The following is a 24,655-nucleotide window of genomic DNA, read 5'->3' on the forward strand; positions in this document are numbered from 1 at the left end:
ATACATAATTTGTATTCTTTTGTAACCCTTAAAACGTTGATAAAGTAGCCTTTTTAAGATATAAATACAAGAATACAAAAATTACAAGTGTTATTATATATTTATATAGATTTTTGTTATTATTAGTGCTGCTAAATTATAATATATTACCGTTTCTTTTTTTCTTGTATTTTTGTAATTTTATCTAAAATATAGCAAAAATAGCGTTGGTCTATCAGTGTTTTAAATGAATACAAAGTAGTGAATTACAGTCTGCTTTTTTGTAACTGCAAGTAATTTCATATCCAATAATAAGGAGTTTTTTCAAACACGACGACCAATAGGAATATAGTATTTCAGAAAAACGGCTTCAAGAATAAAATTATTAGGAACTCCCTTTACTTTTTTTCTTGATGGGGAGTTCCGCGAGTAGGTATGTGAGTAGCAAATTGTTAGGTAGGTTGCTACTTAAAGAGTAATTAAAAAAACGATCGTTAAGAGTTTCTTGTTAAAGTAACAGGTAGCGTTACTTCAATAAGTGAATTCTTTTTAATAATATAAACTAACCTCTTGAATATAAATGAACCATGTAGGTGTATTCCCGCGCATCCTACTATGTATGTCGCACGACCTATCATTTTCGGACGTATCCTACCTTATATGTCGATCTACTTACCGTCTTCGTGCAAAAAAGAAGCCTCTACAAATCGTAAAGACCTCGTTGCGGGTAGTTCCTCGTGTAGCTTTGAAATAAATACCTCTCAATCCCCAATTTTACGATTAATAAAAAGAATCCATTTTGAAAAAAGATTAAACAAAATGGATTCTTTTTTAGCAGATTAAAGTTTGGTTTTTATTAAAAAGTTTGATCTTTTCTACCTATGTTGTTCCACAATCGCGACCTTTAACAACATTATGATAACAATTGAATCCATTAAGTTCCGTTTCGTGGATACTAACCATCATGTTTCCATAACCACGTCGCTTATATTTTCTGAGCTACAATCTCATTAAATCTACTTCGCGCCTTGGTTTGAAATCCCTCAAATTCTTCAAAATCAAATTCTTGATTATGCTCTATGAAGAAATTATCCCCTCCTACATTTATAGAACTTATAAACGCATTGTCTATAGGAAAGTTTAATACAGTCATATTCCGATTTCGCAACTCCAAATGTTTCTCCGAAGATAAGCCCATACCTTTCCTAACTGACTCCGTATTTGTGAAAAAAAACTCAATAGTGAAGTCGGAAAGCATAATCCTTGTGACCTTTTCCGACATCATGGCTATTACAACTGCTTGTATCTCTATATTTCTTAGTATATGGGTCTGTGATAAAATTCCATCTATTTTTCGTTTATCAATATATCTATTTTTCGTAACATCTAATACCGCAGGTAGTCTTTTTTCGAATTTTATAAAATAGTCATAAGCACCTTTATAAATATTTGTTTGTTTATATTTCTCTATGTTATTGATGCCAACGTATTTTTCAATATATTCAATTGAAAAAGCATCTGTCATAAATACTTCTGTTCGTGAATAGATTTCTTCATCCATTAATAATACAGGAAGAGGATCAATACACAGTCTGAATACTGTTATTGCACTGATACATCGTTCTAAGAAAAACTCAAACTCTTCAATGATAGGAGTTTGATTTCTTTCTTTATTTAAAAAATGGTTTCTAGAAACATAAAAAGTATTAAATCCTTGCTTATGAACATATTTATTGAGGTGTTTCTTAGTTCGTTCCATTTCATCAAAAAAATCGGTCATTTTTTCTTTTACATCCGAAAAAATTGCTATTTGCTTTTCTAATAATTCAATCATAGCCTTATACATCGGAAATCTACTCTTTTCCTTCCATTTCAGGAGTTCTTTTTCTCTTTTATCTCCTTCAAGATCCGATAAATAGACCATTGTAAGTGCAGTTTCAAGTGATTGTCTTAAAGAGTAATAAGCGCTATCAAAATATCCTTTCTCAAATAATGATATAGCATTTGTAATTAATTGCACCGATTCCATAAAAAAAGTATTAGCTATTTGAAAAACATCAAACCTACTCACAAAGCTATTTTCAAGCTGAGACAAATCAAAATAATAATCTTTTTTACTAGGTAGTTCTAGAGGTATTAAATTTCTTTTTTCTTGATGTTCTAAAAAGTTAAATTCCATCTTTTAGATCCTTTCAATGATTAAATTATTAATAGCCGTAGACCGTTTTTCAGAGCTAAACCTCGCGCTCTATCCTTTATATTTTGAATATTCATCATCTAATTTTTCACCGTATTCACTTAAATCCTTATACATTGTCAAAATGTAATCAAAATGTGTATCTGCTATTTCTTCTCTTGAAGTATGTTTTAAATTAGCTTTATTTTTCAATGTGATTGTTTCGTGCATCCCTAAAAGGAATGATACTTTTCGAGCAATATTCCCCCCAATCTCATTTTTTATTATATTAACTAATCCATTTAAAGCCGGTAATGAAACAATAAGAAATTCTATTTTTTCTTCAGTCGGCAAATGTTGAGGGTTTACGAAGTTCTTATTTAGTTCTTTTATAACCTCGTCTACTATCAATTTTTTATCGTCATATGTATCTAAAAATTTTTCTTTTTCATTGTTTTTTATAGTGTAACGAATACCCAAGAACGTAAATAATCCACTCACTATCCCTCCGAATATTGCTCCGAAATATCCCCCGATGAACCCTATCCAAGGATTATCTTCCATATACAAATTCGGAAATTCCCAAGTCATAAATGTAAAATAAAAAATGATTGGAAACCACATAAAAAAGAGAAACAATAGGATTGAATATATTATCCAATTCTTCATAATGCTTTTTTTTAGCCTTACCACAGTTCATTCACCCCAGACTTCCTCACATCAAATTATTTTCAACCAAATAAGCACGTTACTTACCTTCTAACTTAAACTTGATAACTTTAGATTCTTCAACCCATCCAATATATAAGTCATCCTTTGTATCAACCTCTACTAATATCCAGTTCCCTTTTTTTTCGACTGGGAATATTACCGTATTTTTTGAAATAGGCTCTTTCGAAACTAGATGAGATTTATTGCTAGGCCGTGTTCTTAATTTTGATTCTGTACGTAAAAATCCCAAGTTTACTTTCGGTTTTTTGATTTCAGGATTTTTAACAAATGCTTTTTTTACCATTGTCACTGTATCATTTTCACTAATTTTTTCAGTTACTAGCTTACCAACTTCAAAATCATGATTATTCGATGCAATAGCGTGAATTAAAGCTATACAGGTGAATATTAAAGTCCACATAATACCTTTAGCCACATCTTGTCCCATGCTATTAAAGACTGAATTAAAAAAAGATTTGATTCTTTCTTTAGGCCCCATATCTTTACTGACATCCAATTGTGCATCTTGAATTGCTTGAGTCATTTCAACTCCTAATTCTTTTCTGGTCATATCTACTGAATCTGAGGAACTGCCCTCTTGGTAATCAGGTTCAGAATCAAGCTTAAAATCATCAAAAATTTCATCAAATACACTCAAATCATCAACGGTAATATCATTAAATAATCCTTTTACAGTTATTGTTTTAGTTAAGTTCCTGTTAATAAGACCTTGAAGAATTTCATTAATTCCTGGATCAATACCTATACCTAATGGAAGATTTACGTCATTTATAATGTTTTGCGTTATTCGAACTATTTCTGGTATTTTCAACTTCATGTTTGGCTGTTTTCGAGCCATCAGAATTGTTTGTACTTGTTTACCCACCAAATCGCTCAAAATCTTCTGCACATCAATATAATTAGACACATTAGACATTAGTTCTCTCCCATTCTGTTTTATAATTTATACAATTACACAATATGTGTAATATAAAAAAAGCCTACTTCATTAGTAAGCTAGAAATATGTTATTTCGGTTTTTCTTCGTTATCATCGAAGTAAGCTTGTAGTTGTTCTTCTGATATCCGGTAACAGAAGAGCAGGCACTTAGTATTACGAGTGCCTTTGTTCAATTCTTAATACCTCATCCATTAATAGGTGCTGTAGTTTGTTTGGGTGTTCCTCTGGAATTGGGGCAATAGAGAATATCAATCAGGTTTCTTCCCTTTTTTACTTATAAATTTCATAATCGTCCTACTTTTTTTTCTATCAAGTTTGTGTAAATAGTTTTTTGCTTTATCATAATCCAATCTAGTTATATTCAAATGATTTAATATTTCAACAATAATTTCGGGCTGAACTTTTTTTTCATCAAATAATAATTCATTTTCTAAATATATGAACTCTTTATTGATAACACTAAGTTTCATAAATATTTCTTTTGCCCTTTCTGATAAAAGTTGCCGTTTCTCTTGTGGCCCATTTAACAATGGGTAATTTTTATCCCTTAAAATATCGAATAAGTTCATCATATCATATTTGCTATTACCACTACTTACCAATGAAAAGCAGGCATCTTCTTTACTCAGTATACTTATTCGTATTTCAAAGGTTTGGATATCATTTTTTATGTTTTCTCCATATTGCTTTATTATATATTCTTCTAAGTTGGTATTATTAGGAATGATTAATTTTCCTGGCTTAGTAATAAGCATTTCTCTTTCAAAAATATTTTGCTTTATTATTTTTAAATCTAAATTTTCCTCAGAGTCGATATAAGCAATAAAATCTTTAAGAAAAGGACGAATAAAAACATCATCAAAAGTTGCCTTATCTATATCTATATATATTTTCAACAGATTAGAAAAGTCACTAAGGTATTCTTGCTGATTATTATTTAAGTCTTCAAAAAAAGCTATTTTATCCAGATCTGTAGATATAAATTTCGAAGAAAAGTACTCCATAAAAGATTTATGAATCCACTTGTAACTTACTCCTTCCTTGATAAGCATAGGTACATTTTCTGTTAAATCTATAAGTACATCAGAAGGTTCAATATTTTCGGTAAAGAAACTGTCTTTTATAATTTCTTTTAATATAAGTAAAAGTTTATCTAATTCAAAATCATTATTTCCATTTTCTAAGCAATGAAATGCAAAATGTTGAAGCAAGGAGTCTAATTCATCTCTAGATAATCCACTGACCTTGTTCCTTTTATAACCATCCTCTTTAGTTAAATCATGATCAGAGTATAGTGCATCATATACTTGTCGATAAAATGAACCCTGGGATAAAGGTAGTTCCCTCTTATCTCTGTAGGTAAGGTACAATAATGAGACGTACAAAGGGTTTTCTAAAAATTCATTATATTTGTTTGCTGCTTGTTTAATTGCTCCTGTTAAATCATTATAAAGCTTATAACCTGCAACTTTATCATACAAACTAATTAATTCGAATGCTTCCTTCTCCTCTAAACCCAAAATTTCATACTTTTCAAAATCAGAGAAATTTAAACCATGATGAGGTCTAGAAGTAATAATAAAACGATTATTTCCCCCATCGCTTATAAAATTTTTTAAAACCGATGACACACACTCTCTTTCTTTTATTGGAATTTCATCATAACCGTCTAAGAAGAAAAGAAAGCCGCCATCTTCTATTAAATCCATAATGTGTTCTTTACTAAAATTTGAAGATTTATATTCTAATTTTAGATATAATTCATCCAAAATACTATGATCACTTCTTAATCTCCTTAATTCTATAAAAACAGGAATTTGAATCTTTTTCTCGATAGAAGATAAAAATAAGAATTTTGAAAACGTAGACTTCCCCATACCTGCACTATCTATAATTAATAATTTGGGGTGGTCTGAAAAGAAATCATTATTATACTCAAATAAAAGAACCTTCTCAGAGTCTTTCATATCTTTTTGTTGAATGGAAATAGGTTGATATATATCATTTAAAAATACTCGCCTATCTTTTAGAGCAATTGTTGGTATAGTACTATATTGCTCAAAACTCTTTTCAAGGTATACTTTAAATTTCCTAGCTAATTCCTCAAAAGAATTAAAACTGCTTTTTTTGGATCTATACACCTTTTGAATTTTTTTACTCAATACACCAGATAAATGTTTAGTTGATTCGGAAGCAAGTGTTTTCAAAGCAGCAACACCAGCAATTGTAGATAGCGGTTCCATAAGTTCCTCCCATTTATTTTTTTATGGAATTATATAATATGATAATTATATATTATATAATTATTTTAATGAATTAATTATCAAATTTTCCACATTCTACATTATCATTAATTATTACAATGGCCGTTCCCCACGCTAAAAGCTGATTCATGAAAAAAGAATTATTTATCAAGATCAATTACAGCTCCAGAATTCTAATAGATTCTGTTGGTGTGAATTTGAAATAAGAGTCACGATGTGATTATATTTGGATATTCATGCCAATGTTTAGGACCCAATCCATCCAGTGTATGCCTTTAATATTAATAAACAAAAAGTTTGATGAATAGAAATTACATAGAATATAAATTTAAAGTTAAAGTTAAAGTTAGATATTAATTTATAAAGCATCTAGTATTCTAAATTAGATTTAATAGTTACGGAAAAGAGGTGAATAAATAATGAGCATAGTTGAATGGAATACAGCTCTTACTGATGTTTTATCTGGAAGTGTTGTGCTTATTATTGGAGCAGTAGGTGGTGGTGTTTTTGGCTTTTTTAGAGGGAAAAAGCAATCGGCAGTGGCGATTGAAAGGAAAAACAATATATATCAGCCATTACTCGATGAACTCGAGCCAATGGGTAACTTTGAATTGAATGTCTTAATAAATAAAAAAACTCCAATTTTGGTTGAGGTCGTTACAAATGAATATAAATATGGAATGTCGACAGAATTACAAGAAAAGTGTAATTATTTATATTCACAAATAGAACAGTTTAATAGGATTAAATTAGTTTCAATTGCCAATGATAAAATCGTAGAGATATTTAAAAATGGATATGAAGAATTGTATGGAAGTGTAATTGATGGTGTTAGTTATCATTCGGACAAGGCGGGGAACGAATGGGAAGACGAGCATTTAACTATACCTGTTGAATTAATTCAAAGGGGGAATTTTGATAAATTAATAGTTAATCTTCTAAACACTGAAGGAATGTACGATTATGAAGTACGTGTTGATGATATTTCCGAACCCATTTATGGGGATTTAGTAAACATATTCAATTCTACCTTAAATGTATCTATTAATGGTGTTAACCATCCCTTGCCTTTATTAAAGAAGGAATTAGGTATGTCGCCTGCTGAGTACATGGCTCTTAACTATGATTTTTTTAATATATATAATACTGATACACAAAAGTTAAGAAAAGATGAGTTAAGAGAAGAAATAATATTAAAATCCCAAGAAGTAATACAAGACTTAAAAGATGTGATTAGAAGAATAGTACTGATATATGAAGTTGAAGAAATCTAAAAGCAAAACTAATTTTGTTAGTGAGTTTTCCTTTTGCAAATATATTTATACTTATTTGTTTTTTTCTAAGGTATTTTTTGGTCATATTTTGAAAGTTTTTATCTTTCTATTTTTAACGGGATATAATTCTAATTTTTCTTTTTCGTTGGATTTAATATCAAGAATTCGAAATCGTGCAATAATTGTCTGTTTCTCTATATTAATAGGAGCAAAAAAAGCTTTGTCATCCCCATAATTATTAATTATGCCACTTCTTGATTTTGTATGATGATTTGACATTCTGGAATATGACGAACTCGCGCAGAAGGCGTTTTGGCTTTAACAGGTAGAAAAAGGCTAATGGATTTCCAGAAAATATTTTCTTCTTAGTCAAGCTATAAATTAAAAATATATGTTTTTAATAAAGAGTCCGTTTTGATTAATCTTTTTTCAAAAATGGCTCTTTCTTTTTGTTTGTTTATCAAGGTCATTAGTATTAAGTTGATTAAGCTTCCTTTCACAGCTACAGTAAGAACACACTCCTATTGTCTAATTATTGTAAATTTAGGATATGAATAAATTAAGAAGCTGTGTTTTTTGGGGGAGTGTTATAAATGAAGAAAAGTCTAGCAAGTGAATATCCAGAATTGGCCAATGAATGGGACTATGAATTAAACGGTGATTTAAAGCCTAGTGATGTTCCTCCAAAAGGAAGACAGTATGTATGGTGGAAATGCAAAAAAGGACATAGTTATAAGGCTAAATTAGCATCTAGATCTAATGGAACAGGATGCCCATATTGCAAAGGTTCAGAAGTGTGTTTTGAACGTTCATTATTAGGAAAAAGACCAGATCTAGTAGCCATGTGGGACAAAGAGAGAAATAGTTCATTAACTCCAGATAAGGTACTTGCTGGATCTAAAATTGTAATTTGGTGGATTTGTGAAAAAGGTCATTCCTTTGATATGTCAATTAAACAAATGACTAGAAAAAGAGGGAGTAGTGGGTGCCCATTCTGTCGAGGTTTAAGGGTGAATGAAACAAACAGTCTAGCTAACCTCTATCCGCATATTGCATATGAATGGGTTGAATGTATTGATTATAAAAGTAAGACTGCAAAAGATGTCTCACCTGGCTCATCTTACAAGGTTTTATGGAGATGTAAGAAGGGACATGAGTGGAAAACAACTCCAAAACATCGGACAAGTGGTGGAACAGGGTGTCCAAGGTGTAATACAACGAAGAAAGTGTCCAAACAATCATATGCACTCTTTTATTATTTTAAAAAGCATTTTGATGATGTTGAAATGGAAACATCACTTTTAGGCACACGTATGGTTTTGGATATTTACATTTCTTCGATTAATTTAGTTATAGAGTATGACGGAGGTCTATATCATAAGGATTATAAGCGTGATATAAAAAAAGACATTGCGTTGTTAGAAAAAATGCCATATACAAAGCTCATTAGAATTCGAGAACCGGAATGCCCTACATATAAATCACCAAATCCAAATACATTTTTTTATGATCTTAAAAATCATTCAATGAAATCATTTCAAACGTGTCTTGAAAAGATATTTACTGATCATGTTCAACAAAGTCCTGATATAAATATTAAAAGAGATAATGTGTCGATTTTAGATTTAATGGATCGTTGGGAATATGAAAATTCATTAGCCAATGTTAGACCCATACTTTTAAAAGAATGGGATTACCATAAGAATGGGGATTTAAAACCAGAAAATTTTAAAGTTGCAAGCCATGAAAAAGTAAATTGGATTTGTATTCATGGGCATCAATGGTCTGCTACAATTGCAAGTAGAACACAAGGAGGCAACAACTGTCCTGACTGTGGGAATAGAAGGTTGCATTCGGATAATAATTTAGCTGCTGTAAATTCAGAACTAGTTAAGGAGTGGCACCCAACTAAAAATGAAAAAGGTCCGCAAGCTTTCTTTGCAAACTCTCATTCTAAAGTTTGGTGGTTATGTAAAAAGTGCAGTCACGAATGGGAGGCACGAATATACAATAGAAATTGTAATCGTAGTGGATGTCCGAATTGTTATGAGAACAATCTTAAATATAAGCTAACAATCGCTTCTTGTGCTAACGATCAGGTTTGTAGAAGAAGGAAAGGATACAGTTGAGCAAACCTGTATCCTTTTTTATATTAGTTGACACCGAAAGTGTTTACACCTCTAATAATTCCTTTGACCAATTCCAATTGCAAATTTTAAAAGTGTTTGTAACATGATGTACTTTACTTGCCCCAATTATTGCTACTACTCGACCCTTAATTATTCTTGTTCACTCTCTATTTTCTCTACAAAAAAGGATAACCATGCTAATGCAATTCCTAGATAAGTAATTAGAGGAAATAATATTTCTTTTAAAGATAATCCAAATAAGCTCGCTGTTATGGTAGCAATAATTGCTAAATAAAATCTTATTCTTACTTTAATTTTTTTTGTCGAAATATCCTTTACTGAAATATGATACATGAAATAAACTATTGAAAATAAGGCGGACGTTAAGAAGAATAAATTATAACACCACCAACTTAAATCAAAATTATAATTAAATATAATACCAATTGCATAAATAATCATTCCAATATAAAGCGAGAAAAAAAATGAATAAATTATTATTCCATATAGAAAAGACCTATGACTAAATATATCAAATAGTTGTGCAGGGTTTTCTGTTTCTTGACGAATAAATTTTAGAATAAATTTTGGTCGCTCACTCAAATAAGCCCTTAGATTATAAACAACAAATGGATAAAACATTGTAATCATTAATAATCCTAAAATTATGGTATTTAGCACATCACTAACTCTATTAAAAAAGTATAAGATGCATATTAATAAAATAAACATTATAGCCCATATATTTACCGCTTTTGAGCTCAGTAACCCATTCATCACTTTGCCGGATTTTAAAAATATGTTTTTAAATTTTTCCTTCATTGAAAACCCCCCATGTCTAAATAATACTACTTTTTTTTCGTATACAACAAAATATGTCATAAGTTATAAATTTACTAAATGAAATTGGTAACTACATATAAAATCAGATTTGGAGTGTATCCTTTTTTAATAAAATATTTTTTGAAAATATAGATACCTAAAGTAATGGGTGCGTTAGTTGCATAACAAAGGTCATAACATATTAGGCATATATAATATGTTATGACCTTTAATTTATAAATCTTTTTTAATTTAGGTCTTGATAATAATAAGGATGTAGGCTGCTTTTATATGTACTTTGTAACTCTAACACAATTACACAATAGTACAATTACACAAAATTCATATTTTCTTTCTTATATTATAGATAGTCATTCTTGTTACACCTGTTTTTTTAATTATGTTTTTCACTGATTCATTTTCATTGAGCAAACGGATTATTTCATTGGAATTACTTGGCTAATTATTTTAATAGTCTGAAAACTTTTGTTATAATAGAAAAAAGGTCAAGGAGTTGGTTTCCTATGGAAAAGAATTTGGCTAATACACCACCACAACCTGAAATAAACGTCAAGGATTCTGAATTTGCTGAAATGGTGATAAACAAAGCCCTTCTTAATTTCCGAAAAGAGCAAATCCGAAAAGAGATTGACCAGTCATTACAGGATAAAAACAAAGTAGAATTCCTACGATTAACAGAGGAATTGAAAAACATTTCTTAAAATGTTGTTTATAAAATGAACTTAACATATTTGTAACTTTAAGAAGTACGCCAAAACGCCAATCTTATATCTATAAGGGATTGGCGTTTATTTAATTTTTATAGTCATTCTAGTTACACCTGATTTTAAATTTTAAATTCTCGACTTATTTTTTATCTTATAGTTTAAAATTAAATAACAAATATTTCTAAAAGAAAGGTGATTAATTTGTTAAGATGCATTACATCTAATGAGGATACCTTAATAGCATCAAATTGTAACGTTGATACTACTAAAATACTCTCTACTAAAAAGGCGTTGCTTTGCCCGAATTGCAAAAGCACTGTTATTTATAAGCCAGGAAAGGTAAAAAGACCTCATTTCGCACATCATAATTCAGAATGTGTTACAGATTATCATGAGCCAGAAACTGACTCCCATGTAAAAGGAAAAGAAATTCTATATAAATTACTTAAGAGTCGATTTCCAAGAGCTGAAATAGAATATGAAGTATATATTCCAGAAACCAAACAAATTGCAGATGTATTTATAAAGCACACTCATGGGAATTTTAAAGGATTAAGGTGGGCTATTGAATTTCAGCATAGTCAACTTAGTCTTACTGATTGGGAAAGTAGGCATAACCTTTATAACACTGCTGGAATACAAGCATTTTGGATTTTAGATAAAACTACGTATCTTAAATTTTCTAGAGCCAAGGATCATACAGACGCAAGAAAAAGAAACGAATTAGAGAAAAAGCTTTATGGTGAGGTTGGGCTTTGTTACTTCTTGGATATAGAAAAAGAAGAGCTAACAATCGATTTTAATTTTGAAACAGTAACAGAAAATAATGTCTTTAATCGAAAAAGGGTAACAACAAATTATACTTATCATCGTCCTAAAGAACATGCTGCTCCTATAAACAAGATTAGATTTAGAATGAACGATGAATTTAAATATAGTGTGATGCTGTTTGATGAGATTGAGGACAAAATGAATGATAGGCTTATATGGATTATTAAGAAACTAAAGCGTGAACACGAAGTGCTACTAGAAGAGGAATTACAATTACGAATTCCTGAAAAGAAAGGTTTTGCCAACACTATTTATCAAGATGGTGAAGCGCATATTGCTCGCAGATTTATTCAAGATAATGAGAGAGACATAGCTGAAGATATTAGGGATTTATCAGATAAAGATTTCTTTGAAAAATATAAAGGTCTTATTGATAAGCTAATACTAAATATTCATACGTTTAACGCATTGAAAAAAAGCCAGCAATTAAAACATAAAATAATTGTTGATCTTAATCATTCATGGGATATGTATAAAATCTCCTTCCTAGTTGCTCAAGCAACTAATTCTTTAGAAGAGTATTTAACAATGAAAACCCAAGATAAAATTTCGTTAGTTGAGTATGCATATAACACATATAAAGACGTTTTTGAAAAACTTGCTTCTCGTCATACCGAATTGACTAACATTGCCTTAAAAAAAATAAAATGGTTTTTAGTACCATATAACAAGAACCCTAATGCCATTGACTATGCACTTGTTTATCGCCACTGTAAAACAACCAAAGAAATTGACGAATATTTACATCAAATTGATGAAAGGATTATAAAATATAACCCTTTTTATTAAGAAGAGCATGTTTAATACATGCTCTTACTTCTTTTCTTAATGTTATAGATAGTCATTCTTGTTACACCGGTTTCGGTAAATAGTTCAGGACGTTCGTAAAAGGTACGTGTATAAAAGTTATAATGTATTGAAACGTGCGAAAGGGGATTTTATGTCTTGGTGGGAAGTAGCATTTTATATTTTCTTATCCTGCGGTGGTGTGGGAATTGTTGGATTGTTTATTATCGCAATTTTAAGAGTGGTAGCATCAGCGATTCAGCCATTATCAGACCGTGTAAGCAAAATATGGAATCATTGGTTTTAGCCAGATTGAAGTGCGACCGTTTAACAGCGGTCTTTTTTTTATTAGAAAAAGGTGTTTCTTTGTTTTTATAGAATTTTTATTAGTTGGTATAAATAAAATTAAGGGGATTTTAAAATGGGATTTGATAATATTCTTAGTGTACAGTCTTTGAAAGATGATCTTAAAAATTTATGTATTGAGTTTCGTACCAAATATGACCGATATGAATCTTCAACCGAATACGTATCAAAGAAAGATGAAGCTTGTCAAAAAGCATTAAATGATTTTAAAGAATACTTTGAAACAAAAGGTTGCTCAATAACAGAAGAAATGAACGGCGATTCTTTAACGCTCATAGTTAATAAAATCAATTCAGGTCGCTTCTTTGCTTCTTTGGAAGCTAGTCAGGATAAAACCTTACATTTTAAAATTCCTGAAAGTGAATATTATCAAACGATTTCAATTATTGAGCGAGATTCAAATGAATCCTCGCATTTCCAAGGATATTTGCACAATGATGAACTTAAATTTAATGCAATTAAAGACCACCAAAAGGATGACCCGAATTTCTATATAGAACAGATTGAAAAGATTAAAGAAGATATTAAGGACATTGATGAAAAGATTAATGATGCTAATCCTGAATTTAAATATGAATTGTACGATCGAAACATTTTTTTAGATGACTTTGTTGAATTTCTGAATATTGTCGATAAAGAAATTAAGTAAGTTGCTTTATGAAGTGCGACCGTTTAACAGCGGTCTTTTTTTTGTCTATTTACCTTTTCTTTAGTGTCTAAAAGTTACAAGTTCTAGAGACTTGAAAAAACCCTTCAATTCGCCCTAAAAATAACCCTTCAAAATGTCCGGAAGTTAGTCTAGAATAAAATTACAGAAGTTAATAAACTTTTAGACAAATGAAAAGAGGTTATACATAATGGCTATTATAGGATACGGACGTGTAAGCACCATTGATCAATCATTAGATTTACAGGAAGAGAAGTTAAGGGAATATGGCTGTGAGAAGATATTCATGGAGAAACAAAGTGGTGCTAAAAGTGATCGTGAGGAACTGATTAAGGCGTTGGACTATTTAAGGGAAGGTGACAAGCTGGTTGTTTACAAAATAGACAGACTAGCTAGGAGTACATTTGATTTACAAAAGATTGCTAAGGATTTAGAAGAACGTGGAATAGCTTTAGTATTCATCAAAGAACAGATTGATTTTAGTACACCATCAGGAAAGCTAATGTTTACTATGCTGGGGGCTATTGCTGAGTTTGAACGTGATTTAATCAAAGATAGAACCACTGAGGGACGTGAAAGGGCAAAAGCTAAAGGAACTCATATGGGACGTAAAGGGAAGGACGAGAAGGACGTTAAGAAGGCTTTAAAGCTGTATGATGAAAGAGAATCTAATGGTTTAAGTGTTAATGATATAGCCAAAATGACGGGTGTCCCACGTTCCACTATTTACGCTAAAGTTAAAGAGATGACTAAGCAATAGCTAATCGTCTTTTTTTGCTGCTTGTAGGGGCAGTGTACTGTCATTTACCCGATAATTTGCACTTATTTTATTTTAAGTGTTATTTTGCACATCCAACTAAAAACTCAGCTACCTTTACATGAGAAAAGGGTAGTAGTGTTTAAGTAATTATTCGAATAGATAAAAGGCTTGATAATATTAAGATTTGCTGAAGAAACAAAGGCACAAAAAAGGAAGAGGAACTACAAATGTCCCTCTTCCTTTTTTTACTTTATTTTTTTGAAATTTTTCGTAATAAATATAAAGCGTATATGATAGCTGGTATAGCTCCAATCATTAAAATCATGTTTATTAAACCAAAAATAAAATAAGAAGACGATACATTCATTTTAATTCAACCCCATTAAAAATTTTAATCTCTATATGTGTATCTTTGATAAACACGAGCAACTTTACTAGTTTTATTTAAAGAAGTAAGTTGAGATAACTAGTAAGAACTATATAGCCATTAGAAAGGTTAACATTCAATTTATAAGTTCCTACAGCATTCATATCATAACCTACTTTTTCAGCTTTTGAATCAGAAACTTCACATGAAGCATCTACATCTGACCAAAAAGTACCTTTTGTTCCTGTACATCACTATATCTCATTTTCAACCCATAATCACCAACAGAATAATGATTACCTAATTTCTTATTAATTACATTAATGAATTAAGTTGATTGTCAGACAATGTATATTCATCATTGAACAAAATCCTGTAAATGAAAGAAAAACTCGTGAAATGCTCCATAGAAGCAGGCGGAAATTAAAAAAAAAGCAAAAATAAAAGCCTAACCAAGATTTTTAGTCTCGATTAGGCTTTTATTTTTTGGCTTTTATTTGATTCATTTCTGCCAGAATTTCTTTAGCACGCTGCTCAGCACGTTCATAATTTCTTTCCTCAACTTCGATGAGCTTTCCATCAATTATAAAATTGTAATGGTATTTCATGAACAATTCCTCCTTCTTTGTTGTTCCATAATATAACATATATTTATATGTTTTTTCCTTTGAAAATGTAAAGATTAGATTTTTAAAGTTCACGGTCAAACCGCATTTTGGGTCCTGTAGTGTGAACGACACTTCACACGTTATTATAGTTAAAAAAGTGGTAGGGCGTACCTTTAAGTCTTTCCTCGAACTCATTTGGATCCCTGCGGATTTGTAACTGAATCTTCTATCAATGGAGGGTAAACATTGTTTACCTTGACCTGCTTGATATGCTTCTCTTCTTGTGCTCTCTATGTTGTATCCATCATCGATTGAACTACCTATCATCATAACGTCATGCTCCTTGCTTACTCATAGCATAATACATCAACCATCATAAGCATAACGACATAACCCATTAGACATATCATCTATCATTGGTAGGGATACAAAACAGACTGCACCTTACTGTCACTGCTGGTTCACTCATTGAAGCATACTGATAGAACATATGATTCACCATCACTGTACCTCTGAGCACCACCCAGGACCTCTATACATATCAATAGCTTATCTGTATCAGCTGTATCAGTTAGATATAAGTAGCAACTACCTTCATTACCTTATATAGGGGTAGCATCAGGATAATGCGTATTTACAACGATAAGCATTCTGATACAAGTCATATGGACATTATGAACTCTATTTTGTAGGTGATTGGATTGTGTCTAAAAAGGCTCTACACTATTGAGATTGTGAAAAAATGTACTTAAACTAAAGGGGCAGGTTAGTGGAATAAGGAATATGGTTAAATGATATTTACGGAGGAAGATATGACTTCAAATGAAAACATTCCAAATTTCCCTATAAATGGTGATACACTATAAAAAAAGGAGGGCAATTCAGATTGGAATTCAAGTTTGGGAACGGTGCTATTGTGCTACCCCCTTTACACATTACGATTATCGCAATAATTATTATTTTCTTTTTAGTAAGGTGGAGCAAGCAATTAGAAACACGACGATTTACGATTTTCTTTTACTTTCTGATAAGCACTTACATTGCTCCAATTTTTTCTCGCAGTACAAAAGAAGGTGTCTTTCAGCTATGGATTCCGTTGGGTTTTATATTAGTTTTCTTTTACTTGTTTTGCAGTAAAAGAAACCATCCATCTAAAATGAAAGCGTGTATTTTAGGACTTTGCATAGCATTATATCAGTTAATTCTTCAATATCTTAGGTAGCTTTTGGTATTCCACTAACGGGGCAGGTTAGTTTTATATGACATATCTACTATGGATGAATCAAATAGAAAAAAATAGAGGCTGTCGAGGGTTTCTCGACAGCCTGAGGAGCTTTCAGCTCCTTTTTATTTTTGCGATTATACTTCTTTTTTTGCATATATTCTGTTAATTAATCCGACGATGCTAATTAAAATCATGGCAGCCACATTAGTAGCTATATTAAATTGTTCATTATCACTAAAAACATTAACAACGCAAACTACGAAAAAAATAACTAATAAGATGTTTTTGAAGTTATTTGTAAAAGTTTTGATTGTAAACATCCTTTCTTTATTATTATTCTATTATACAAATTGGATATTTATATTAAAGTATATAGCGAAGATTGTGAAGAAATGTACTTAAACTAACGGGTGCGCTAGTTGCTTAAGGAAGACGTTTAAATGACTTATTTCTGCTGATGGTTAAAGAAAATTTTAACACCGTCTGAATAATAGGACGGTGTTAAGTGTGTTAAAAGAAAAATTAAATAACTGTATTGTCACCGATCAGTAAGTTAGTTAAATGTATGCTACTTATGCAATTTTTTAAAATCAATGATTTTGAAAAAAAGTAGAAATAGTAGATAACTAAGCAAGGAAATCGTTAAAGATATAACCAATATCACGATTGAATTTGTAGTCTCATTTTCAATATATTTAAATGTAATTAATCCACCGTACCCCATAATAATACCGGATAAAATAACTTTGATAGTATCGATTAGGTTTAAATAAAACCCAATTAATTTTTTAATTGAAAAGAAATGAAGGGATGTACCTAAGGTCAATCCTATATTTAAAGATAGGGCGACTCCATAAATCCCTAATTCAGGGTTTGAAGCAAGAAGGACTATAGAAATTAAGGATATTATAGAAGCCACTAAATTATTTATCATGACAGTTTTCGCTTTTCCTAAACCAATCAGTACTGCTTGAAAGGGAGTACGGAAATAGTGTAATAGAAAGAATGGCCCCATGATTTTAAGAAAAGCACCTGCTTCTGGTGACTTATATATCAGAGTCGTTAAGGGCTCTGCAAAAACGTACAAAATGATTGTCCATGGAACGCCTACAATCAAAGCTATGTTTACAGCTTGTTGAATTCTTTTCTTAATAAGAAGATGATTATTATTCTCTTTCGATTCACTAATGGCTGGTACTAAAGCTACTGATAAAGAATTCGTTACAAAACCCGGAAGAAGCATTAAAGGTATAGCATATCCCATCACAATACCATATTGTTTTGTAGCTAAAGCCGTTCCAATACCGGCCAGAGCCAAACTTTGTGTAATCAGAATGGGCTGAATAATTCCTATCAAAGATTGTATAAAGCCGTTTCCAGTTGTCGGCAGACCAGTTTGAAGTAAATCGAAGAAAATTTCCTTACCTTTGCTGAGCTGTTTAATAAAGGAATGGTGTAATTTGAATTTTTTATGTTTGGACCATTTAAAAACAGAAAATAAATATAGTAGAGAAAATCCTTCTCCAATAATGCCACAAAGAACTGCCCCAGCTGCAGCATATTCGATTCCGTAAGGAAGAAGCCACTGAACTAGAAAAAATATAAGCCCAATTCTAACAACTTGCTCAATTACTTGGGATAGCGCAATTGGCGTCATGTTTTGTTTGCCACGGAAATATCCTTTTATGACTGAAGAAACTGCCACAATAGGGACTATCGGTATAACGGCAAGTAAAGAATAATAAGCTCTTTGATCTGTTAAGAAGTGTGAAGATAATGCCTTAGCACCGAAAATTGCAATAATCATTAAAATAAATCCCAAAAAGCTAGTAGTTACTAATGATACAATCAGGATTTTTTTTACACGTCTATAGTTTCCCTTTATTTCAGCTTCAGCAACCAGTTTAGATATAGCTATGGGAAGTCCTAACGTAGTTAATGTAATTAAAAGACCAGTAACAGGCATTGCCATCATGATAAGTCCGACGCCTTCAGGACCTATTACATTTGCTAATACTATTCCGTTAGCGAATCCCAATATCTTTGTAATGAATGCGGCAACTGTTAAAATCATAGTTCCTTTAAAAAGAGTTTGTTTAGTCATCAATTATTCACCCTTTATCTTGTCCATATTTGAATATATGCAGGATAAAGGTAAACTAGCTTTCTATATTTTTCTTGTAGAACTAACGAGTATTTTTGGAGATTTGAGCATAAAAAAACACTCATCTATAAAATGAGTGTCAGGAGGTCGAGGGTTAACACCGATATTCGGTGCTTTTTCTTACGACTAAGAGATCAGTAAATTATTTTACTTTAATGACTCCACATATGAATGAACCATTTCTGGGGTAACTAATTTACGAGTAGGTATTAGCCTTTGGTTTGCAAGAACATTGATTTGCATAGTGATTTGATTAATATGGTCTGTTGTAAAATCCTTTTCAGCCTTACATAATTCTATAGCTCCTTGAATATAATCTTCACGTTGTTGGTCTAATAGGGAAAATTTAGTAAAAAGTTGATTTTGTTTTTGAGCATGTAACGTAAGGGCTTTATGTACACTCATTGTCCTTCACTCCTATAATTTTTTCTATTTTTCTAATAGCTACTTCTATATTAACATCATCATTTTTTTAGCAATAGCAAAAACTATAAAAGATAAATCCAAAAGGTAGTTGTTTCACGCATCGGATGTGATTATGAATACGGACGAGTAAGCACCATTGATCAATCATTAGATTTACAGGAAGAGAAGTTAAAAGAATATGGCTGTGAGAAGATATTCATGGAGAAACAAAGTGGTGCTAAAAGTGATCGTGAGGAACTGATTAAGGCGTTAGACTTTTTAAGGGAAGGAGACAAGCTGGTTGTTTACAAAATAGACAGACTAGCTAGGAGTACATTTGATTTACAAAAGATTGCTAAGGAACTAGAGAACGGGGAATAGCTTTAGTATTCATCAAAGAACAGATTGATTTTAGTACACCATCTGGAAAGCTAATGTTTACTATGCTGGGGGCTATTGCTGAGTTTGAACGTGATTTAATCAAAGATAGGACCACTGAGGGACGTGAGAAAGGGCAAAAGCTAAAGGAACTCCATATGGGACGTAAAGGAAAGGACGAGAAGGACGTTAAAAAGGCTTTGAAGCTGTTTCAGGAGAGAGAATCTAACGGATTAAGTGTAAATGAGATAGCTAAAATGACAGGCGTTCCACGTTCCACTATTTACGCTAAAGCGAAAGAGACGAGACTTTAATAGTGTTAGCCTTTTTCTTTATGCAACTAACGGGGCAGGTTAGCTTAATAAGAACAGGACAATCAATATACTATGTAGAATATAATAAGATGATATTGTTTAAAGATTTAGAAAAAACAGTATATAAAAATTAGGAGTGTTTGTTATGGTTCATGCAAAAGATGTTTTATCGGATCAGTTGTTGGCAAATGCTAATGACCCAAGTTGGTACCTACCATTTTCAGATTCAGTAGAAACATTGTCTGAGGAACATGCATGTTGGAAGCCGAACGAAGAAAGTAATAGTATTGCTGAAATTGTGCAGCATCTACTATATTGGAATCAAACATGGCAAACAAGGTACCAAAAATCTCACGTTGATGCTGTGCCTTCAATAGGAAATAATAATAACAGCTTTATTATTCCTGAAAATCATACTTTTGCTGACTTAAAAAAACAACTATTAGAGGTGCTTTTACGTTGGCAAGAGTTATTATCTGAAGAAAAAGTTGAGAGAGAAGTTAATGGTTATCCTGGACACGTGAAATGGTGGGCAATACTCGGAAATGTGTCAACTCATAACGCATATCACATTGGTCAGATCATTTATATCCGGAAGTTGCAAAATAGCTGGAAAATAGATGCAGGAGTAGATAAATAAATAAAAGTTGCACTAGTGCCTACTTGAACTAACGGGTGCTTTACTTCAATAAGGAAGGTTGCTGAGGCAGCCTTTTTCTTATGGCACTAACGGGGCAGGATAGTTCCATAAGAAATTGACTATTGGTTAATTTTGGAATATAATTGCATTAAAAGGAACGTACGTTCTTTTTTTGGTGGGGTAACTTTTGATGTGGAAAAAATAAACTATGAAAATTATGATTGGAGTGTTAGTAGATGAAAATAAAAAAAGTTTATCTATATGTATTTAATACAATGTCAGACTGGGAATATGGATATTTAATTGCTGAACTAAATTCAGGAAGATATTTCAAAAAAGATTTAGCACCTTTAAAAGTAATTACAGTAGGAGCGAATAAAGAAATTATTACTACGATGGGGGGACTGAGTATAAAACCAGATATTTCTCTTGATGAATGTAACTTTGATAGTAAAGATCTTGTAATTCTACCTGGAGGGAATACTTGGGGAGAAGCTATTCATCAACCTATCTTGAAAAAAATTGGCGAGGCTTTAAAGCTTGGCACTATTGTTGCTGCTATTTGTGGTGCTACTGAGGGACTAGCGAATATGGGATATCTAGATTCTAGAAAGCATACAAGCAATAGCTTAGAGTATATTAAAATGGTCTGTCCTAATTATAAAGGAGAAAATTTTTATGAGATGGAACCTGTAGTAACGGGTGAAAATTTGGTTACTGCATCAGGAGTAGCTCCTTTGGAATTTGCGATGGAAGTACTGAAAAAATTAGATGTATTTGCACCAGATACATTACACTCGTGGTATAACCTAAATAAGACTCACAAACCTGAATACTTCTTCCAACTAATGAACTCAATAAATAAGTGATTTTAAAAATCAACTTGGCAGTTTTATTTTACTTGAAATAACCTCTATACTTTATGCGATGCCAAAGTATAGTTTTAGTACATAACTTAAAAATTTTAGAGAAGTTAATAGAGATTGTGAATGATTGTACTTAAACTAACGGGTGCGTTGGTTGAACATGAAGAGTATTAGTTTACGCAGCTCGATAGACTTATATATAATAGATGAAAACCATTAGGAGTTGACTTTATGATTAATCGGATTCGGAATAAATTGATTCCCGCACAAGAAATGGGAGAAGAGGTAGATAATATCTACGCTATTTTACCCCCGCCAGGAACCATTATCGAAGTGGCTACTGAAGAAGAAATGGAAAAGGCAGCAGAGCTTGAAATTAGACATATGGCTTTCATGAGATTGCAGGAAATGAATATACAATTTGACGGAGCGTCATATAAAGAACTATTAAAAGAGTTTCAGGATTTTGAAACCGATTCGAGTAAATTTTGGAGAGGTGTAGCAAGCCGTTTATCCGTTCCTTATGAATGGCCAATCAGAATTGATTATGCAAACGGCCCAATTTATGTTGGTGAACACGATTTATATGAAGAAGAAGAGAATGAAGGTTGATATTGAAATTTATGCTTGGCATAGTTGAATAGGTTCATGTATTAGTTATTAATGTATTTTATCGATTTTAGAGCGTTGACCAAAAGGGTCAACGCCTTTTTGTTTACAAAATTATCTGTATAGTGATGTAAGTGGATTTTTACTTATAGTTGAACGAAGGGTGCGTTAGCAGAAGAGCAGAATTGTATTTAAGACCGCATTTCCTTATGGAACTAAAGGGGCAGGTTAGTTTAACTTCGTAAAATTGTGTATTATAGTGATAATAAAAAGTTTTTCTAAAGGAAGATTAAATTGAAGAATAGATTTTCAATTGGAGAAATGGCTAAACTCCATAATACGACCGTAAAAACCCTTCGATATTATGATGAAATTGATTTATTAAAACCTATACATACGGATCTAAACAACGGTTATAGATATTATTCAACGGAACAATTTGAACATTTGAACACTATTCATTATTTAAAGGATTTAGGTTTTTCATTAAAGGAGATCAAGGGACATCTGGATCACAGGAATATCGATGGTTTTTTGTATCTCTTAGAGGAACAGAAACGATTAACCGAAAAAAAAATGAAAGAACTGGAACGAATTAACCGAAGGTTCCAAAATCGAATCAAGGACATTAAATTAGCACGAGAAATAAAAGAATTGGAAGTGCCATTCATACAGGAGAGGAAAGAGAGAAGGATAGTAAGATTAATGGAAATAATCAGTTCAGAACCTGAGATGGAAGTTTCCTTACGACGATTAGAGAGTCTGTCTAATATGAGTTCTTCTATATTTATTGGGGGAGTAGGTCTTACGATAAGTATTAATAATACATTAAACAACAAGTTCAATGAATATAACTCGATATTTATTTTAGTCGAAGAAGATGATATTCAGAATCCTTTAGTGACAACTATTCCCGAAGGAATGTATGCCTGCATTTATTATAATGGAAATCACAGCGATTCACCCGAACATTATAGAAGCTTACTCAATTGTATTCAAGATAACGGTTTCCAAGTTATCGGGGATTCCATTGAAAGAACAATAATTGACCATTATATCTCCGGTAGTAAAGAAGACTATCTGACAGAAATACAAATACCAATAAAGTGTTGACCCTCCCGTTACAGGAGGGTCTATATTTTTGGATAGAACAATAATTAAAAGGAGAAATGATTATGTTTGGAACAATCTTTAATACAATGATGATAGTAATCGGAAGCATTATCGGAAGCATCTTTAAAAAGGGGATAAAAGATGAATATCACAACATTCTAATGCAGGCTATGGGGTTAGTTGCGTTGGGGTTAGGAATAAATGCACTAGTGCAACATTTACCTTCCAGCAAATATCCGGTACTTTTTATTGTAAGCTTAGCCGTAGGGGGATTGCTCGGTCAAAGGCTGAATTTAGAATCAAAATTTAATGCTTTAGTTAATAAATATTCCAGAGGTAATTTAGCTGAGGGGTTAGCGACTGCTATCCTATTATTTTGTATTGGAACGTTATCTATTTTAGGTCCTGTAGAGGCAGCGTTAAAGGGAGATTATACGTATCTGCTTGCAAATGGGGTGTTGGATGGGATTACCTCGATTGTGTTAGCATCCACATTTGGTATTGGGATAGCTGTTGCAGGAATTGTTTTATTTATTTGGCAAGGTGCTATTTATTTAATTGCTATTTTAATGCAGAACTCCATAAATAATGATCTTCTGAACGAAGTGACGATTGTAGGAGGTATATTGATAATCGCATCTGGTTTAAATATTTTGGGGATTAAGAAATTTAATACTTTAAATCTTCTACCTTCAATAATAATTCCTCCTATTGTATTTTTAGTTATTCATTTTTCTCATTTATAATATTTGTGAAATATTACACTTAAACTAACGGGTGCGTTAGTTCTATAAGGGGTCCCGCCGCATTCATGGAGAGCATCGAGAAAAAGCAAGTCTTACCTTTTATAAAAATGGTTGATTAAAAGAAAAAGAGCCCTCATTTCTGGGGGCTATAAATTATCTTTAATATTTGATTAGGAGGTCGAAGGTTAACACCGATATTCGGTGCTTTTTCTTACGACTAAGAGATCAGTAAATTATTTTACTTTAATGACTCCACATATGAATGAACCATTTCTGGGGTAACTAATTTACGAGTAGGTATTAGCCTTTGGTTTGCAAGAACATTGATTTGCATAGTGATTTGATTAATATGGTCTGTTGTAAAATCCTTTTCAGCCTTACATAATTCTATAGCTCCTTGAATATAATCTTCACGTTGTTGGTCTAATAGGGAAAATTCAGTAAAAAGTTGATTTTGTTTTTGAGCATGTAACGTAAGGGCTTTATGTACACTCATTGTCCTTCACTCCTATAATTTTTTCTAATAGCTACTTCTATATTAACATCATCATTTTTTTAGTAATAGCAAAAACTATAAAAGATAAATCCAAAAGGTAGTTGATTCACGCATCGGATGTGATTATGAAAGAGGTCTGGAATATGAACTGCACCCCAATTGTTAGACAACATCTAACAATTGGAGGTGCAGTTTTTTTGACTAAATATACGATAGACGAAAAATTACATGCAGTTTTAGAGTACTTAGAAGGGGAAAAATCCTATAAATC

General features: G+C 31.7%; 22 protein-coding genes and 1 pseudogene. 13 read left to right on the forward strand and 10 right to left on the reverse strand.

Annotated features, from left to right (window positions below; all coding sequences use genetic code 11):
* Nucleotides 1-964: 964 nt before the first annotated feature.
* From LQ203_RS24665 to LQ203_RS24680, 4 genes are all read right to left on the reverse strand, one after another.
* Nucleotides 965-2,158, reverse strand: a complete 1,194-nt coding sequence (locus tag LQ203_RS24665) for a hypothetical protein (protein ID WP_230162273.1) — start codon at nucleotides 2,156-2,158, stop codon at nucleotides 965-967.
* 69 nt (nucleotides 2,159-2,227) lie between these two features.
* Nucleotides 2,228-2,725, reverse strand: a complete 498-nt coding sequence (locus tag LQ203_RS24670; protein WP_230162276.1) for a hypothetical protein — start codon at nucleotides 2,723-2,725, stop codon at nucleotides 2,228-2,230.
* Nucleotides 2,726-2,903: 178 nt separating this feature from the next.
* Nucleotides 2,904-3,803: a hypothetical protein gene (locus LQ203_RS24675; RefSeq protein WP_230162277.1), complete on the reverse strand. Its 900-nt coding sequence runs from the start codon at nucleotides 3,801-3,803 to the stop codon at nucleotides 2,904-2,906.
* A gap of 271 nt (nucleotides 3,804-4,074) precedes the next feature.
* Nucleotides 4,075-6,069 (reverse strand): hypothetical protein, encoded by a 1,995-nt coding sequence (locus LQ203_RS24680; protein ID WP_230162279.1) that lies wholly within the window; start codon nucleotides 6,067-6,069, stop codon nucleotides 4,075-4,077.
* A gap of 440 nt (nucleotides 6,070-6,509) precedes the next feature.
* Here LQ203_RS24680 and LQ203_RS24685 point away from each other — a divergent pair, with 440 nt between their 5' ends.
* Together LQ203_RS24685 and LQ203_RS24690 are read left to right on the forward strand one after the other, a co-directional pair.
* Nucleotides 6,510-7,364 (forward strand): hypothetical protein, encoded by an 855-nt coding sequence (locus tag LQ203_RS24685; protein WP_230162281.1) that lies wholly within the window; start codon nucleotides 6,510-6,512, stop codon nucleotides 7,362-7,364.
* 593 nt (nucleotides 7,365-7,957) lie between these two features.
* A complete protein-coding gene (locus LQ203_RS24690; protein ID WP_230162283.1) occupies nucleotides 7,958-9,493 on the forward strand; it encodes a zinc-ribbon domain-containing protein in 1,536 nt (511 codons plus the stop codon).
* 150 nt (nucleotides 9,494-9,643) lie between these two features.
* On the opposite strand, the gene LQ203_RS24695 is transcribed toward LQ203_RS24690, so the two are convergent.
* Nucleotides 9,644-10,315 (reverse strand): hypothetical protein, encoded by a 672-nt coding sequence (locus LQ203_RS24695; protein WP_230162284.1) that lies wholly within the window; start codon nucleotides 10,313-10,315, stop codon nucleotides 9,644-9,646.
* Between the two features lie 342 nt (nucleotides 10,316-10,657).
* Nucleotides 10,658-10,756: a helix-turn-helix domain-containing protein gene (locus LQ203_RS27755; protein WP_356715408.1), complete on the reverse strand. Its 99-nt coding sequence runs from the start codon at nucleotides 10,754-10,756 to the stop codon at nucleotides 10,658-10,660.
* Nucleotides 10,757-10,839: 83 nt separating this feature from the next.
* On the opposite strand from LQ203_RS27755, the gene LQ203_RS24700 reads away from it, so the two are divergent.
* The 5 genes from LQ203_RS24700 to LQ203_RS24720 all read left to right on the forward strand — a co-directional run bounded on the left by LQ203_RS24700 (nucleotide 10,840) and on the right by LQ203_RS24720 (nucleotide 14,453).
* A complete protein-coding gene (locus LQ203_RS24700; RefSeq protein ID WP_230159626.1) occupies nucleotides 10,840-11,037 on the forward strand; it encodes an IDEAL domain-containing protein in 198 nt (65 codons plus the stop codon).
* 207 nt (nucleotides 11,038-11,244) lie between these two features.
* A complete protein-coding gene (locus LQ203_RS24705) occupies nucleotides 11,245-12,663 on the forward strand; it encodes a competence protein CoiA family protein (protein ID WP_230162286.1) in 1,419 nt (472 codons plus the stop codon).
* A gap of 151 nt (nucleotides 12,664-12,814) precedes the next feature.
* Complete coding sequence (locus LQ203_RS24710; protein WP_230162288.1) at nucleotides 12,815-12,967, forward strand: hypothetical protein; 153 nt, start codon at nucleotides 12,815-12,817, stop codon at nucleotides 12,965-12,967.
* 114 nt (nucleotides 12,968-13,081) lie between these two features.
* On the forward strand, nucleotides 13,082-13,675 hold the full coding sequence (locus LQ203_RS24715) for a hypothetical protein (RefSeq protein ID WP_230162290.1): 594 nt from the start codon (nucleotides 13,082-13,084) through the stop codon (nucleotides 13,673-13,675).
* A gap of 208 nt (nucleotides 13,676-13,883) precedes the next feature.
* Entirely contained in the window at nucleotides 13,884-14,453 is a 570-nt protein-coding gene (locus LQ203_RS24720; protein ID WP_230162292.1) for a recombinase family protein, read from the forward strand.
* Between the two features lie 846 nt (nucleotides 14,454-15,299).
* On the opposite strand, the gene LQ203_RS27590 is transcribed toward LQ203_RS24720, so the two are convergent.
* From LQ203_RS27590 to LQ203_RS24735, 3 genes are all read right to left on the reverse strand, one after another.
* A complete protein-coding gene (locus LQ203_RS27590; protein ID WP_255264169.1) occupies nucleotides 15,300-15,428 on the reverse strand; it encodes a hypothetical protein in 129 nt (42 codons plus the stop codon).
* Between the two features lie 1,793 nt (nucleotides 15,429-17,221).
* Complete coding sequence (spoVB, locus tag LQ203_RS24730; RefSeq protein WP_148359577.1) at nucleotides 17,222-18,757, reverse strand: stage V sporulation protein B; 1,536 nt, start codon at nucleotides 18,755-18,757, stop codon at nucleotides 17,222-17,224.
* A gap of 207 nt (nucleotides 18,758-18,964) precedes the next feature.
* On the reverse strand, nucleotides 18,965-19,222 hold the full coding sequence (locus LQ203_RS24735; RefSeq protein WP_057277283.1) for a DUF2533 family protein: 258 nt from the start codon (nucleotides 19,220-19,222) through the stop codon (nucleotides 18,965-18,967).
* 120 nt (nucleotides 19,223-19,342) lie between these two features.
* On the opposite strand from LQ203_RS24735, the pseudogene LQ203_RS24740 reads away from it, so the two are divergent.
* The 6 genes and pseudogenes from LQ203_RS24740 to LQ203_RS24765 all read left to right on the forward strand — a co-directional run bounded on the left by LQ203_RS24740 (nucleotide 19,343) and on the right by LQ203_RS24765 (nucleotide 23,888).
* Nucleotides 19,343-19,914 (forward strand): annotated as a pseudogene (locus LQ203_RS24740) (recombinase family protein).
* Between the two features lie 145 nt (nucleotides 19,915-20,059).
* Complete coding sequence (locus tag LQ203_RS24745; protein WP_230162296.1) at nucleotides 20,060-20,554, forward strand: DinB family protein; 495 nt, start codon at nucleotides 20,060-20,062, stop codon at nucleotides 20,552-20,554.
* A 236-nt stretch (nucleotides 20,555-20,790) separates the two neighbouring features.
* Entirely contained in the window at nucleotides 20,791-21,423 is a 633-nt protein-coding gene (locus LQ203_RS24750; RefSeq protein ID WP_053536498.1) for a type 1 glutamine amidotransferase family protein, read from the forward strand.
* 228 nt (nucleotides 21,424-21,651) lie between these two features.
* Complete coding sequence (locus LQ203_RS24755; RefSeq protein WP_082352215.1) at nucleotides 21,652-22,032, forward strand: hypothetical protein; 381 nt, start codon at nucleotides 21,652-21,654, stop codon at nucleotides 22,030-22,032.
* Between the two features lie 291 nt (nucleotides 22,033-22,323).
* Nucleotides 22,324-23,142: a MerR family transcriptional regulator gene (locus tag LQ203_RS24760; RefSeq protein WP_230162298.1), complete on the forward strand. Its 819-nt coding sequence runs from the start codon at nucleotides 22,324-22,326 to the stop codon at nucleotides 23,140-23,142.
* Between the two features lie 62 nt (nucleotides 23,143-23,204).
* Entirely contained in the window at nucleotides 23,205-23,888 is a 684-nt protein-coding gene (locus tag LQ203_RS24765) for a DUF554 domain-containing protein (RefSeq protein ID WP_230162300.1), read from the forward strand.
* Between the two features lie 238 nt (nucleotides 23,889-24,126).
* Here the strand turns inward: LQ203_RS24765 and LQ203_RS24770 are convergent, their stop codons facing one another.
* Nucleotides 24,127-24,384 carry a DUF2533 family protein gene (locus LQ203_RS24770; protein ID WP_061462797.1) on the reverse strand — a complete coding sequence of 86 codons (258 nt, stop codon included), beginning with the start codon at nucleotides 24,382-24,384 and terminating at the stop codon, nucleotides 24,127-24,129.
* Between the last annotated feature and the right edge of the window lie 271 nt (nucleotides 24,385-24,655).

The organism is Peribacillus sp. Bi96 (assembly GCF_918698115.1).
GTDB lineage: Bacteria > Bacillota > Bacilli > Bacillales > DSM-1321 > Peribacillus.